The 15,214-nt window shown below is 50.5% G+C and carries 13 protein-coding genes; 6 read left to right on the top strand and 7 right to left on the bottom strand.

All coding sequences use genetic code 11. The annotated features are described in order from the left end of the window. Positions 1 to 257: 257 nt before the first annotated feature. From G358_RS0101835 to G358_RS0101820, 4 genes are read left to right on the top strand one after another with little or no spacing between them, the layout of a single operon-like run. Positions 258 to 1,547, top strand: a complete 1,290-nt coding sequence (locus tag G358_RS0101835) for an ArnT family glycosyltransferase (protein ID WP_019635497.1) — start codon at positions 258 to 260, stop codon at positions 1,545 to 1,547. 4 nt (positions 1,548 to 1,551) lie between these two features. Beyond that, on the top strand, positions 1,552 to 2,274 hold the full coding sequence (locus G358_RS0101830; protein WP_019635496.1) for a glycosyltransferase: 723 nt from the start codon (positions 1,552 to 1,554) through the stop codon (positions 2,272 to 2,274). Next, on the top strand, positions 2,275 to 2,622 hold the full coding sequence (locus G358_RS0101825; RefSeq protein ID WP_019635495.1) for a DUF2304 domain-containing protein: 348 nt from the start codon (positions 2,275 to 2,277) through the stop codon (positions 2,620 to 2,622). It abuts the gene before it with no gap. Next, positions 2,606 to 2,950, top strand: a complete 345-nt coding sequence (locus G358_RS0101820) for an EamA family transporter (RefSeq protein WP_019635494.1) — start codon at positions 2,606 to 2,608, stop codon at positions 2,948 to 2,950. The genes G358_RS0101825 and G358_RS0101820 overlap by 17 nt, the downstream gene beginning before the upstream one ends. A 141-nt stretch (positions 2,951 to 3,091) precedes the next feature. On the opposite strand, the gene G358_RS31520 is transcribed toward G358_RS0101820, so the two are convergent. The 7 genes from G358_RS31520 to cidR all read right to left on the bottom strand — a co-directional run bounded on the left by G358_RS31520 (position 3,092) and on the right by cidR (position 13,260). Next, the gene (locus tag G358_RS31520; RefSeq protein ID WP_019635493.1) at positions 3,092 to 5,179 is read right to left on the bottom strand and encodes an ABC-F family ATP-binding cassette domain-containing protein; all 2,088 of its coding nucleotides are present in this window, start codon (positions 5,177 to 5,179) and stop codon (positions 3,092 to 3,094) included. Between the two features lie 416 nt (positions 5,180 to 5,595). Beyond that, entirely contained in the window at positions 5,596 to 7,476 is a 1,881-nt protein-coding gene (locus G358_RS0101810; protein ID WP_019635492.1) for an ABC transporter ATP-binding protein, read from the bottom strand. Then, positions 7,473 to 9,200 (bottom strand): ABC transporter ATP-binding protein, encoded by a 1,728-nt coding sequence (locus G358_RS0101805; RefSeq protein WP_019635491.1) that lies wholly within the window; start codon positions 9,198 to 9,200, stop codon positions 7,473 to 7,475. The genes G358_RS0101810 and G358_RS0101805 overlap by 4 nt, the downstream gene beginning before the upstream one ends. After that, on the bottom strand, positions 9,197 to 9,682 hold the full coding sequence (locus G358_RS0101800; protein WP_033403749.1) for a MarR family winged helix-turn-helix transcriptional regulator: 486 nt from the start codon (positions 9,680 to 9,682) through the stop codon (positions 9,197 to 9,199). The genes G358_RS0101805 and G358_RS0101800 overlap by 4 nt, the downstream gene beginning before the upstream one ends. 293 nt (positions 9,683 to 9,975) lie before the next feature. After that, the gene (gene pdaA / locus G358_RS29295) at positions 9,976 to 10,794 is read right to left on the bottom strand and encodes a delta-lactam-biosynthetic de-N-acetylase (protein ID WP_019635489.1); all 819 of its coding nucleotides are present in this window, start codon (positions 10,792 to 10,794) and stop codon (positions 9,976 to 9,978) included. Positions 10,795 to 11,107: 313 nt separating this feature from the next. Then, positions 11,108 to 12,154 carry an oxidoreductase gene (locus G358_RS0101790; protein ID WP_019635488.1) on the bottom strand — a complete coding sequence of 349 codons (1,047 nt, stop codon included), beginning with the start codon at positions 12,152 to 12,154 and terminating at the stop codon, positions 11,108 to 11,110. Between the two features lie 218 nt (positions 12,155 to 12,372). Then, positions 12,373 to 13,260: a cidABC operon transcriptional activator CidR gene (cidR, locus tag G358_RS0101785; protein ID WP_019635487.1), complete on the bottom strand. Its 888-nt coding sequence runs from the start codon at positions 13,258 to 13,260 to the stop codon at positions 12,373 to 12,375. A gap of 139 nt (positions 13,261 to 13,399) precedes the next feature. Between cidR and G358_RS0101780 the strand changes: the two genes are divergently transcribed. Next, positions 13,400 to 13,780 (top strand): CidA/LrgA family protein, encoded by a 381-nt coding sequence (locus G358_RS0101780; RefSeq protein ID WP_019635486.1) that lies wholly within the window; start codon positions 13,400 to 13,402, stop codon positions 13,778 to 13,780. Next, a complete protein-coding gene (locus G358_RS0101775; protein ID WP_026342001.1) occupies positions 13,780 to 14,460 on the top strand; it encodes a CidB/LrgB family autolysis modulator in 681 nt (226 codons plus the stop codon). Before G358_RS0101780 ends, G358_RS0101775 begins: the two co-directional genes overlap by 1 nt. The last annotated feature ends 754 nt before the right edge of the window (positions 14,461 to 15,214 follow it).

Here is a 15,214-nt window from a genome sequence, read left to right as displayed (position 1 = left end):
GCAAAAAAAATCTACACACGCGACGTACAAACACATATCATGCATACCCATAGATACATCGTACAAGTCACACATGCCTACACGCACCACATACTGCACATATACACTACACACGCACTACATACGCACCACACATACACACTACATATACACTACATACTACACATGCCACACATTATACATACTGCATATTTAAAACGCCGGAACTTGTTTATATATATATTTGAACATTTTCTAGTAGAGTGGAGTTGAAGCTTTTGTTCAGAATTGGAGGAGTGAGCCGCGGAGCCAAGCTGTATTTAGCCGGCTTAATGGCTTTCGTCGGCATTGTTTCTTGTATCGTGGTTTTGGCCTATAATGATTATTTTTTTCTTGGTGATCCGCTTAAGCCTAATAATGATGACGTCAAATACATTCAGACCTCCCGCCTTCTGCTGAATGAAGGAGTTCTTGCCTATAATACGGGAGACAAGCCATCGGCCTTCATCATGCCTGGGCTGCCGTTTATACTGGCAGGGTTCATGGCCCTGTTTGGCCAGGATGACGGCGGTGTCATCGCTTACCGTCTGTATCAATGCGTCCTGCAAGTGCTGTCGATTTATCTGGTCTTCTGGTTAGGCAAGCGCATTTTCAATACTCGCGTCGGCTTGATTGCCTGCACGATCAGCGCGCTTTATTTGCCGGACTTTTTCTCCTCCGGCGTCATCCTGTCCGAGACGACCTTCAGAACACTTCTCCTGCTCCTGCTATGCGTCACGATCATTGCGCTGGAACAAAATAAGGCGCGCTATTACATCTTGCTCGGTGTACTGACAGCCGCAGCTGCTTATTTCAAACCCCACGCCTCCCTGTACCCGGCTGTTTTCGTTGTCCTCTGGTGGAGGCATCGGGTCCCGTGGCGCCATGTGTTGAAATATGCCCTGCTCATAGCCGGAACTTATATTGTTCTGCTTACACCCTGGTGGGTACGTAACTGGCTCACATTCCACAAGTTCATTTTGTTTACCAACTCCGGGGGCAGCCCTTTCCTGCTCGGAACCCGAATCCATGGAGAGCTGCCGCCGGCCAGTTTCTTCGAAGCGCACCCGCAGTACGATCCAACAACGCTGTTTCAAGGCTCTGACCGCTTTGCAGTCCAAAAAGGCCTCGACATTATCAAATACGGGTTCAAGCACGAGCCGCTCAAGTATTTGTACTGGTTTACAGTAGGCCGCTGGATGGAGCTATATTTTCACCCGTTCTATTCCCGGCCCATTTGGCCCGTCACAAGACCGATTATGAACGTCATCCAAGTGATACTGATGATCATCAATATGCTCGGCATCGGCCTGGCCCTGCTGAAGCACCGCTGGGACAGGCTGCTGCCGCTCGTGCTGGCCCTCGGTTATTTCACCATCATCTATATTCCATTCGTCGCCTTTAACCGGTATGGCTATCCAAACATGATTCTGTTAATACTATTCGGGTCCTATTTCATAGAACAGCTTCTCAGGTACATCAGCCAGCTTTCCAATAACGGTTCAATAAAAAAAGGAGGAGGACGATGACGCCATGAAGACAATGAAAACCATGAAAACTCTCATCATCATCCCAGCCTATAACGAGGAAGGCAGCATAGCCGCCGTGATCGCTGATATCCGCGGGCATGTGCCGGAAGCAGATATCGTCGTCATCAACGACGGCTCCACGGACCGGACGGAGGAAATCGCCAAGGCTAGCGGCGCCAACGTCTTGACCATGCCTTACAACGTAGGGATTGGCGGCGGCATGCAAACGGGATATATATATGCCAGGAGGCAGGGCTATGATGTGGCGGTGCAAATGGATGCGGACGGCCAGCATCCGGCGAAAGAGCTGCCTAAATTGATCGAACAAGCGTCCAGATACGATCTCGTAATCGGCTCCAGGTACGTGGAATCCACGTCATACCGCTCGCCGTATATGCGCCGCATCGGCATGATCTTTTTCTCCCAGTTGGTTACGCTTCTTACGAGACAGCAATTCACGGATACGACCAGCGGCTTCCGCGCTGCCGGACGCAAAGTCATCGACTTGTATGCGAGCTATTATCCAATCGATTACCCGGAGGTGGAGTCCCTCGTCTATCTTAAACGGCATGGCTGCAAAATTACGGAGGTATCCACGGAAATGCACCGGCGAAAAGCAGGCCGATCCTCGATCACTCCGGCCAGGTCCGTCTATTATATGATCAAAGTAACCTTCTCTGTAATTATGAGCGCAATGCGCTATAATAGAACGGCGGTGATCAAATAGATGTTCATTAACGTTCTATCGGTATCGATAGCCATCACATTTCTCGTCGTCGTGCTGGAGCTTGTGCGTAGACAGAGACTGCGGGAACAATACTCCTTGCTATGGATCTTGTTCAGTATCGTGCTGCTCACCGTTTCGTTAAATGTATCCCTGATGGAATGGATTGCAGACCAGCTCGGCGTAAAATACGCCCCAGCCGTTCTTTTCCTCTTCGGCCTGCTGTTCTGCTTTTCACTCATACTTCATCTTACGATCGTCATTACCAAGCTGACGAGCCAGGTGCTCCGTCTGACCCAGGAGGTGGCGATCCTCAAGGCGCGGGAGGCTCTTTATGGAAAAAACAATTAGTTATGTGATGCTACTCGGCAACATATTGCTGCTGGTCACGGGGCAGGTTCTTTTCAAGATCGGACTGACCCGATCAGGCGGGCTCGTATGGGGCAAGCTGCTTCTGTCGCCGATGATTCTCGGCGGAATCGGGCTTTATGGACTTGCTACCGTGCTGTGGTTCGCCGTCCTGACCCGCTTGCCGCTGAGTGTAGCTTATCCGATGCAAGCCTTCGCCTATGTTCTCGCTCTCCTTCCTGCATACTTCTTATTTGGCGAATCCATCTCAGCGAGTAAGCTAGCCGGCGTTGCCGTCATTTTATTCGGCGTGTACTTGCTAGCCCGTTAAACGCATATCCGTGAAAAAGACGCCAGTTTGGTTAGCGACCCAATCCGGCGTCTTTTTACGTTTCTCTTAATTATCAGTATCAGCTGCTAAACATGAGCACGGTCTGCCTTAATTTGCAGCATTCTTCAGTTGGCATTTTCCTTATGCCTCGGAGAGAGCTTTAATTTTCCTGCGAAGTTCAGCGATCATCGTCATCAGTTTCTCCCGCTCCTCAAGCGTTGGCGGCTCCTCACGCCCCATCAGGAAAGCCAGCTCCAGTTCGAGACGCTCCCGCTCATTCTCTGCCCATTGACCAGCCGGGTCCAGCCGGTTCGTCCGATCCCTGGCCTCGTATTCTTCTACTGTGCCCGGAAACCATTCTGGCTCCTTCCGTCCGTCCAGCATCAGCAGCCGATTGCATACCTTGCGGGCCAAATACCTGTCATGCGTTACGATCATGAGCGCTCCCGGATACACACATAGCGCTTCCTCAACGACTTCCCGCGTATCGATGTCCAAATAATTCGTCGGTTCATCAAGGATGAGCAAATTGGACTGGCCAAAAAACAGTTTCAAAAACGCTACCCGGCACTTTTCGCCCATGCTCAAATCTTCTATTTTTTTATACACCTCATCGCGGGAAAATAAAAAGCAGCCCAATATCGTCCTAGCATGCGATTCAGTCATATCCGGCAGCACCAGCAAGCTGTCCAGAATGCTCTTGCTCTCGTCCAGGTTGTGAAGCTCTTGGGCAAAATAGCCGATCGAGGCCTGCGGATGCAGCGTAATCGTGCCTGAAGAAGGAGCGAGCTGGCCCGTAACCAGCTTCAATAATGTGGACTTGCCCGTTCCGTTCGGCCCCAGTACACCAATTCGATCCCCCCGTTCTACCTGGAGGTTGAAGTGGCGGAACAGCAAGTTCTGGCCGGAGCCGGAGCCGGAATCGGGATCGTGATCGTTACCGTGGTCGTTGCCATCACCGTTGTCATGGCCCTGCCCGAGGGCGTGGCTATGACAACGATCGCATCCGCAACCAGGGTCGTGACCATTGCCATTGTCGTTGTCGTTCCCGGGATCATATCCGTTGCCATTACCGTTACCGTGGGCATAGCCGTTACCGTTGCCGTTACCGGGGTCATTGCCGTCCCTGTGGTCATAGCCGTAGCCGAATCCCACATCGCTCAGACGCAGCAAGGTCGACGCCGCAAATGCCCCTTCCTGCAGGTTCATCCGCAGCGTCTTGGTCTCGCGGGGCTTCTCCACCCGATTCTGCTCCAGCCGCTCCAGCTCCTTCTGCTTCGCATGATAGCGGGAAATATTTTTCTTTGCCTTCGCCTTGTAGAAGCTGGCCGTGATGGCCACATCCAAATTGTCGGCGCGAGCGGCCCGATGGGCCTGGTGAAACCACTCCTGATATCGCCGAATCGATTGCTCCAGAGCTTGCCGCTCCAGCTCCTGCTTTTTGTACAGCGTCATTTGGGTGCGCCGCTCCACCTCCTTCTGCTGGCGGTAATCGCTGTAGCCGCCGGCATAGCGCCGGCATCCATCCGCCTGCAGCTCCAGGATGGACGTGGCCGTCCGGTCCATGAACGTCCGATCATGCGACACATACAAAATCGTCCCTTCATAGCCCCGCACCCACTCCTCAAGGTCGTTCAGAGATGCTGTATCCAAATGGTTCGTCGGCTCATCCAGCAGAATGAACTTCGGCTCCCGAACCATGAGGGCGGTGAGCTGCGCTCTCGTCTTTTGCCCGCCGCTCAATTGCCCGAACGGCAAGTTCCACAGCTCTGCTGGTAAATTCATTTGCCCCAGGCGTTTCTCTACTTTGACCTCCCAGTCATAGCCGCCCAGCTGCATATATTGCTCATAAAACAAGCCGTACCGCTCCACGATTGCCTCCGAAGCCTGGCCGGATCCCATTTCACTCTGCAATCGTTCCAGTTCCTTCTTCACCCTATAGATTTCCCCGGATCTGGACTGGACGTATTCCAGCAGCGTAAGCCGTGAGCCGGGATCAGCCTGCTGCTCCATCCAGCCCCACTCTTCCAGCGGCAATATCCGATGCACGCGGCCGGAGTCGAATGCGATCTTCCCAAGTAAGCCCTGCAGCAGCGTCGTTTTCCCGGAGCCGTTGCGGCCAAATAGCGCCAGCCGCTCTCCCCGGCCTACTTCAAACGAAACGTCCGCAAACAAAGACGCTCCGTTCCATTCCTTTTTTACTTCTCTCACATTTAAAACCATCGTCATACCACATCATCCCCCGTTTAGCCAGTTTATGGCGAAAATGCAAATAACCGTGGCCAGCGGCACACGGTCGGGTACGTGGAAATGGAAATAGGGGTACGATCACCAAATGTCCAGGATCTGGTAACTGATAACGGAAATAGAGCTTACACGCCAAAAATAGGCATCCATTCAGTTTTCCTCATGATCGTATTACTCTTTATAAGTACAAAAAAAGAAGACCCTAAGTCGACACACGTATCCCTGACCCGCTCTCAATGCCTCGAGAGCGCCGCTTGCCTGCTGACAAGTTGTCTTGTGGGAACGTGTTCTTACTCCATCGTCTAAGGGTCCTCCTGAATTTTTAAAATTATGGGTTTTGTATTACTCCTCTATTTTTACCATGAATCTCATTTTAGAGCAAGTCGCCATTTCAGGAATTATCCAACTTCCAGTTCAAAGCCGCCCTTGGAAAATTGGCTGTTATACAGATCGGCATAAAATCCGTCCTGCGCCAGCAGTTCGTCATGGGTCCCCTGCTCGATGACAGACCCGTGATTCATCACCAAAATGATGTCCGCGTCCTTAATCGTCGATAAACGGTGCGCAATAACAAAGCTAGTACGCCCCTTCATGAGCTCGTTCATCGCCTTCTGAATATAAATTTCAGTCCGTGTATCGACGCTGCTCGTCGCTTCATCCAGAATAAGAATAGCCGGATCGGCGAGAACGGCCCGTGCGATCGTCAAGAGCTGCTTCTGGCCTTGCGAAATGTTGGACGCTTCCTCGTTCAAAATCGTATCATAGCCATCCGGCAGCGTGCGGATGAAGTGGTCGGCATGCGCCGTCCTCGCCGCCTGGATAATTTCCTCCTCCGTCGCTCCTTCCCGTCCGTAGCCGATATTGTCGCGAATCGTGCCGTTGAACAGCCATGTATCCTGCAGTACCATTCCGAACAGACTGCGCAGGTCGCCGCGGTTCATGTCCGCAATATTGACACCGTCGATCGTAATCGAGCCGCCGTTCACTTCATAGAAACGCATGAGCAGATTGATCAGCGTCGTCTTCCCGGCGCCGGTAGGACCAACGATCGCAATTGTCTGGCCTTTTGCGGCATGAATGTTCATATCCTCGATCAGCAGTGCTTGATCCTCGTAGCCGAAACGGACGTGATTGAAGGAGACTACCCCTTGCGGCTCTTTAATATCAACCGGTTTGGCCGGGTCAGGGATTTCTTCAACCTCATCCAGCACCTCGAATACACGCTCCGAGGAAGCGACGGTGGATTGAATGATATTAGCAATGTTAGCTGTCTGCGAGATCGGATGGGACAGCTGTCTTGTATACTGGATGAACGCCTGCACGTCCCCGATCTTGATTTGTCCCTTCAAGACCAAAATGCCGCCGACCACGGCAACAAGCACATAACCGATATTGCCGATGAAGCTCATGATCGGCATGATTACACCGGAAATAAACTGCGCCTTCCAGCCCGCTTCATACAGGCGCTCGTTAATCTCATCGAATTGCTCGAGCGATTTCTGCTCGCGGCCGAATACTTTAATGACAGTGTGGCCGGTGTACATTTCTTCCACATGGCCATTCAAAAGTCCAAGCTCTTTCTGCTGGCGGACGAACTGCTGCTGGGAGCGTTTGGCGATCGAGGTAATCGCCACGATGCTCAACGGAATCGTCAATACCGCTATTAGCGTCATCAGCGGACTAATCGAAAGCATCATCACGATAACCCCAATGATAGTCAGGATCGAAGTGATCAGCTGCGTCATGCTCTGCTGCAGAGTCGAGCTGATATTGTCCATATCGTTCGTTACCCGGCTCAAAATTTCGCCATGCGTTCTCGCATCATAGTACTTGAGCGGCAGTCTCGATAACTTGTCATTCACTTGCTTCCGCAAGTTGTAGACCGTCTTCTGAGAAACGTCCGCCATTAAATATTGCTGGAAATAACTGAATAAGGCACTTAATAAGTACAGGCCAAGCAAATATACGATAATTCTTCCTATGGCATCAAAATCGATCGCTGCTCCCGGAATCATAATACCTTCGAACAGCTTGGTCGTTGCTTCCCCCATCACCTTCGGGGTAAGAATAGCAAACACCGTACTGAGGACAGCCATGAGCACAACAGAGCCTAATTGCACCCTGAATGGCCGCATGTAACTCATCAATCGTTTGAGCGTACCTTTGAAATCCTTCGCCTTCTCGGCCGGCATTCTCATGCCTGGGGCGCCATGTCCCGGTCCCCCGCCCGGACCGAAGCCGCCGGATTTTCGGCCGCTTTGTTTTTGGCTTTGGCTCATGCGATCTCCTCCTCTGAAAGCTGAGACAAGACGATTTCTTTGTACACGTCACACGTCTCCATAAGTTCGTGGTGCTTGCCGATTCCTGCAATTTTGCTCTCATCCATTACGATGATCTGGTCAGCCTCAAGCACCGTGCTTACTCTTTGAGCAACGATAATGACGGTAGACTGTTTCGTTTCCTGCTTCAGCGCTGCACGCAGCTTGGAATCGGTCTTGAAATCGAGCGCCGAGAAACTGTCATCAAATATATAAACTTCCGCCTGCCGCACCAAAGCGCGCGCAATGGAGAGACGCTGCTTCTGTCCCCCGGAAAGATTCGTGCCGCCTTGAGCGATTGGAGATTCATAGCCGTCCTCCATCTTAGCGACGAAATCCGCAGCCTGAGCTATTTGCGCCGCATGCCATACTTCCTCATCGGTAGCATCCTCTTTGCCGTAGCGAATGTTCTCGCCAATTGTTCCCGTGAACAGAACCGCCTTCTGCGGAACGAAGCCGATCTTCGCACGCAGCTCCTGCTGCGGCATATCCCGCACATCGGTGCCATTTACAAGCACGCGTCCACTCTCCACATCGTAAAATCTCGGGATCATGCTGATAAGCGTTGATTTACCTGAGCCTGTGCCGCCTATAATCGCCGTTACTTCCCCCGGGCGAGCGGCGAAGCTGATATTTTGAATAGCCGGCTGCTCCGCGCCGGGATAGCTGAATGTTACGTTCTGGAACTCGACATAGCCTTTTTGTCCAGTTGGACTTCCAACGGTCTCTGTATCTTTGATTACCGGCTCCATATCAAGCACCTCATTAATTCGGACTGCCGAAACTGAGGCCCGCGGAACCATGACAAACATCATCGAAACCATGAGGAGCGAGAACATGATCTGCATCGCATACTGCAGAAATGCCATCAGATCGCCCACCTGCATCGATCCTGCATCAATACGAAGCCCGCCGAACCAAATGATCGCTACGGACGATAAGTTCATTACCAGCATCATGACCGGCATCATGAAAGCCATAATTTTGTTCACCTTGATCGAGGTATCCGTCAAATCGTAGTTCGCCTGATCAAAGCGCATTTTCTCATGCTGAATGCGGTTGAAGGAACGAATGACGCGAATCCCGGTCAAATTTTCCCGCAGGACGAGATTCAGCTTGTCGATCTTCTTCTGGATCGCTTTGAATAAAGGAAGCCCTTTCCGGGCAATCAGGAAAATAGCCAGCGCCAGCACAGGCAGAACGACTACGAAAATAAGCGACAGCCGGGCGTCCTTCGAGATGGCCATAATAATGCCGCCGATACACATCATAGGAGCCATGACCATCATACGCAGCATCATAATCAGCACCTGCTGAATTTGCGTAATATCGTTCGTTGTACGTGTTATCAGCGAGGCAGTACCGACTTTGTCGAATTCCTCCAGCGAGAAATTTTCAACATGGTTAAATACTTTTCCGCGCAAAATTTTGCCAAATCCCGTCGCCGCTCTGGCAGAGAAATAACTTGCTGCAATGGAGCAGAACATGCCTCCGAGCGCTACAAGCAGCATAAAGGAGCCAATCTTCCAAATATAGGGCGTATCTCCTTTTACAACACCAATATCTACGATATCCGCCATAAGCGTTGGCAGGTACAGCTCGGACAGCGATTGAAAAAACACCAGTACTAGCACGGCGAGTACCAGCAGCCAGTACGGCTTCAAATATCGAAAAAGCTTGATCATCGTCCCTCATCTCCACTTTCTCTATCAATATCGCGCTTTTCTTGCAAATGAGCCTCCAAATGCTCGTAGACCTGTTCAAGCAGCGAGGCAAGCTGCTCGGTCTTCTCCTTCCCCAAATGCGCATATAGATCCTTGAATCTGCTGGTCATATCCTCCCGGGCTTGCTTAGTCACAGCCTTCCCCTTCTCTGTGAGCTTCACCCTGACAACGCGCCGGTCCTCCTGATCGTTATATCTGGTAACCAGCTCCCCGCGCTCCAGGCTCTTGATCAACTGGGTAATGGTCGGCGAGGTCACCTGCATCATGGAGCTTAGCGAGGAAACAGAGGAGCCTCTCTCATCCTGAGTACACCCCCACTGAATACACATCAGCATCTTGATTTCACTATTGCTCCAGCCATTTATCGCCATCTTGTGCCATTCCGCGCGGCGAAAACGGTGAACTGCTTCAATAAGACGTTGGGCTACCGGATCGTCGCCCATAATCACACGATCATCTCCCCTGAAATTTATTTATACTATTTAATAATTAGCATTCCTATTTATTAGTACACCTAATTATATTTCCGTCATTTTTCAATGTCAAATACCGCGATTACACCAGGCGAACCCGCAGTAAACCGCACGCATACGCACCCGTATACGCCATCGTCCATCAGCCTTACTCCCCGTTGTTCTGACATTAAAAAGGAGCCGCGGCAAGTAGATGATTTCTACTTGCGACGGCCCCCTGTTTTGAATTGTGCCATTTTTATACACCGCTGCTTTGCTGCCTGCTACATCGCCATGCCAAAGGGCATGAAGGGCAGGTCCATCCCCCGCAATTCAGGGAATGCTTTGAACTCATACCCTTGCCGCCGGGCCTCATCAATAATGGCGCCAAGCGCTTCTTTATTATCCTTTGAAACCGAGTGCAGCAAAATAATCGCCCCCGGATGCAGCTGGGACACTACTTTTTTAAAGGCATAATCACTGCCATGCTGCTCCTTCGTATCCCAATCCTTGTAGGCGGCCGACCAGAAAACGTTCGTATAGCCAAGCTCCTTCGTTACGCGCAGTGTCCGTTCGTTAAAAATCCCCCGAGGCGGCCGTAAATAGCCTCTGTCGCTGCGTCCGGTTAAAGCTACAATTTCCTTGTTGACCCTTTCAAGTTCCTCCTTGATCTGAGCGTCGGAAATCGCCGTCATATCCGGATGGCTCCATGAGTGATTGCCTACGATATGTCCTTCCGCAGCCATTCGTTTCACGAGTGCTGGCTGATCTTTCACAAAATGCCCCGTCACAAAAAAAACCGCCGGCACTTTCTTTGCCTTGAGCGTATCTAAAATAAAAGTTGTATACCCGTTCTCATAGCCGTTATCAAATGTTAAAAACAACTCCTTGCGCGATGTATCTCCCAGAAATAACGCCCCATGTTTATCCACGATCGGCTTGAATCCTTCTTCATTGATCGAGGGAAGCTGCCCGTTAACGCTTCTCTTAAAGCCGAAATGGTATGGCCCGTCTGCTGCAGCTGAAGCCGGGCTTACCTGCCCTCCATAAATTAATCCGAGGAGACAACAAGCCGCTATTGCAGACATCAAAACCATTCTCATCGATGGTTCTCTCCTTTTTTTTCATAATCGGTTTTTGTATTGTCTGCTCGAACATTGGAAAATATGCATGCCTCACATCCCACAACAAAAAGAGGCTACCCCAAGCCCTTTACGACTTGCAGGATAGCCTCCTCGCTAAATTAAGGTGATGTCACGGGGAAATTAGGTTATGTCACATAGGAGATCATATAGCATCTTTCAGCGGAGACCATGCATGCGGTCGATCACCGTCATGTAATGCTTCCGTTCTGGCACATAGCGTGGCAGAGCTAGGCACCGCTATTCAACGCGTCATTCTAGCTGGATAAAATCATTAACGGTTGTCCAGCGTAACAACCCGTCCCAGGGAATGGCTTTTCATAGCCAATTCAATAATGCGGATCACATCACACGCATCCTCTGCTGGCACAGGCGCTTGCCCTCCTTGACTTACGGCATCCGCAAGCTTCCGGTAGAACATCTCATAGCTTCCAAGCACCGTCTCAATCGTACCGGTAAAGGGAAGACCGCCGATATCTGTCGTCAGCTTGCCGAATTGATCTTCAGCATCCCGACCCCAATCCTCGCCGCCAGGACCCAGCCCTTTTCTAAGCTGCGCTTCCTGCGGGTCAAATCCATGCTTGATAAAACTTCCCCGGTCTCCGTGCAAAATAAATCGCGGACCCTGCTCACGAACCAATGATCCGGCGTGCAGCACTACTCTAAGATTTGAATACCCAAGCACCAGATGGAAATAATCGTTGGCCTTACCGCCCTTCCGCTCTTTGCGTAAATCCGCCCACACCGTGTTCGGCTTGCCGAATAAGGTCAAAGCCTGATCGATCAGATGCGAACCCAAATCGTACAACATACCGGATCCAGGCAAATCTTGCTCCCGCCAGCGCCGGGTCACCTGCGGACGGAAGCGGTCAAAATGCGCTTCATAATAAGAAATGCTGCCCAGCACGCCGGACTCCAAAAGACGGGTAATCGTCAGGAAATCATTGTCCCAGCGGCGGTTATGATATACCGTAAGCAGCAAGTTCTTCTCTCTGGCAAGCGCAATAAGCCGTTCGGCCTCCTCTGAGCTGTTCGTAAAAGGTTTCTCGACGACGACATGCTTGCCTGCTTCCAATGCCCGGGCTGCATAATCATAGTGCGTCAAGTTGGGACTGGAGATGACTACGATGCGAATATCATTATCCTGCAGCATAGATTCTACATCCTGGTACACTTTTGCATCCGGATAGCTCTCATGAACTTTGTCCTGCTGAGAAGATACGACTGCCGCCAGTTTCAAGCCCTCCGTCCAATGAATTAATGGAGCATGAAACACCGAACCGGATAATCCGAAGCCAATTAGTCCTACTTGAACTGCCATTTCTGTCTCCCCCTCTAATGAAAGCATCAACATCCCATTTCTCATTTTTCATATTTCATTTTTTTCATAACGTGGTTCATAACATTGTTCATTTTTCAGTTGATTCATGTCCTTATTATACCATCGGAATGTATTTCAGCCCATGATCATCACAGATAAACGCGGAGCCCACTCCTGCGTTTATCATACTTGGGCCAGCTCCGACTTAGCTGCGCTTATCATACCTGGGCCAGCTCCGACTTGGCAAAAGCAATCCATTCTCTGGTCGCGAATGACATATACCGGTCCTCCCGCCATATGATCCCCAGTTTCCACGGAATGACAGGCTTCACGAGCGGGATAATTCTGACCCGTTTATTATCGATCTCCCGGCAAATCGTCTCCGGCAGCAAGGTAATGCCCAGGCCTACCGCCACCATTTCACTGATCAAATCCCATTGCGAGCTCTCATAAATGACATGAGGCTGAAATCCAAATCTCGCGCATTCGCCGATAATCCGGTCATGCAGCGTGAAGTCTTCCCGGAACAGAACGAAATCGTCCTGGGCCAGCTGAGGCAGCTCCACCTCGCTCTGCTCCGCTAATGGATGAGAAGGATGCACGACCAGGTTCAATTTTTCCTCGACAAACGGAAAGCTGCATAAGCCCTCCTGCGTCGTCGGCAGCACGACTACACCTACTTCCAGCGAGCCAGCGGCGACTTCAAGCTCTACTTTCTTCGCTCCGTCTTCGTACAGCTGGATGGTAATGTCCGGATACTGTTTATGAAATTGACCGATCACTTTTGGAAAAAAGCTGGCGCCGACCATCGGCGGCAGGCCGATGCGGATATGCCCCTTTTTCAAATTGCGCAAATCATCCAGTTCAGAGGTCAGATTGTGGAAGGAGGCAACGATATGCTGAGCCTGTCCAGCAATGATCTGCCCGGCGTCGGTCAGCTCTACTTTTTTTCCCTGCCTGTCGAACAGCACTACCCCAAGCTCGGTCTCCATCGCTTTGATCGCCTTGCTGATTGCTGGCTGCGTAATAAATAAAGATTCCGCTGCTTTCGTGAAGCTTCTAAACCGGGCTACTTCGATTAAGTACTGAAGCTGACGAATATCCATAATTGAATCCAATCTCCTCTGGCCTGATTTAATGATAACTTTTAGGAATAGTATACATTATTATTATTCATTTTACTCATGAAAGTAACTGTTGTAATATTTTCATTACCAAAACTATGACGAAAGGAGCCTAAAGGCGATGGAAAAGCTGCAAAAGATGACGACAAGCGTTGTTCAGGTAACAATTTTATTCTTCATTTCGATCGCAATGAACAGATTGGCCGAGCTGCTTCATTTGCCTGTTCCGGGTTCCATTTTGGGGATTATCGTTATTTTCGTACTGCTAAAAAGCAAAGTAATCAAGCTGACCTGGGTCGAGCAAGGGGCAAACCTGCTTCTGGCCGAACTGCTGTTGTTCTTCGTTCCGTCCGCGGTCGGCGTCATGAAATATATTCCGCTCCTGGAGAGCGATGGTGTCCGGATTCTGATTGTCGTTATTGCCAGCACATTTATCGTTATGCTTAGCTCGGGGCTGATTGCCTCACGCATAACGAAGCGAAGGGAGAGTAAAGCTTCATGATGACCGGTCTGTTCTGGCTTGTCCTTACCCTCCTGATCTATAGTTTATCGAAACGGCTGTACCAGGCTAGACCGCGTGTCTATTTGTCCCCCTTACTTGTTACTCCCATCGTACTTATTGCAGGTCTGATGTGGACGAATATCCCTTACGAATCATACAACTCCGGAGGCCAGTGGCTGAGCGATATGCTCCAGCCCGCAACGATTGCTTTTGCCATACCTCTGTATAAATACTATAACGTGCTCAAAAAGCATGCGGCTGTCATTCTCATCAGCGTGCTGTCCGGCTCGATCGTCGCCATGCTCTCCTCCGCCTTGCTGGCGGAATGGATGCGGCTTGACCATCAGCTTGTCAGCAGCCTGATTCCCCGTTCCGTAACGGCTCCGATCGCCATGAGTGTCTCCCAAGCGATCGGCGGGGTCCCGAATATTACCGCCGTTTTCGCAGTCATTACCGGGCTGCTCGGCAGCATTATCGGGCCGTTTGTCCTGAAATGGTTCCGGATTGAAAATGAAATTGCCCGCGGCGTATTGCTCGGCACGGGAGCCCATGGTACGGGAACTTCCAAAGCCTTTGAGTTTAGTTCTCTAACCGGAACGATTTCCAGCATCTCCATGATTTTAGCTGCCCTGTTCACGCTGGGAGCTGCGCCCGTGCTGATCTCCCTCCTGCTGGGTTGATGTTTTTTTCAGGGGTTTCTTAAATTAATATAGATGATTTAGGCTCTGTCATCATGGCAGAGCCCCTTTTTTAACCAGCTGACAGCTTGGCCCTGTTGATTTCCATCCTCTTTCTTTGCCATCAATCATGACCACCCGTCCAACGGGTGGTTTGCTCTTCGGGGGATAATTCCCTGTTGCCAAACTGCACCTAAAGACGCTAGCCTGACCACAAATCTGTTCAAGTTCAGTGTTATTTGTCACTTTCACTTACAAGTTAAACTGGTTTATTTCTTTCTTGCTCTTGTTTGCCATCCAAGACGATTCCTTTCCCAGGGCTTAGATCGAAAATGTGACTCAGAACGTGAACGAAATTTTATAACGAAGCTGATAATCGCTATCTGTTTAAAAATAACCCTTCTCAAAATGTAACGAAGCTGGGCAACGTTATTTCAATCTTTACTGCTCCAAACAGAGGATAAACCGCAAATAGCGTGGCTGAGATTCGTTGCTATGAACGTTTTTGTCAAACCCTCTATTTTTTCTGCCTGAGCACGTGGCACGAGAGCAAAAATGCGAGCGACGGTCGGCACGCTGCTATCCGTGGGTTGGGTACCACATGTTATGTCTTCGTCAAGGAGAGCTTTTGCAAGCTAGAAACGCACGTTCAGTTCTTGGCAAACCTAGTGCAAACGAATCACGCATATTCTCTCCCGAACCTTCGTTTGCTCCCGGGCCTCGTGCTCCGGCGTGAGCTTGTCAAGTGCCTTTCTTG

Origin of the sequence: Paenibacillus fonticola DSM 21315 (assembly GCF_000381905.1) — a bacterium.
In the GTDB taxonomy this organism is placed as follows: Bacteria; Bacillota; Bacilli; order Paenibacillales; family Paenibacillaceae; genus Fontibacillus; species Fontibacillus fonticola.
Note: the sequence above shows the minus strand (reverse complement) of the source record. Positions and strands in the feature narration are given on the sequence as shown.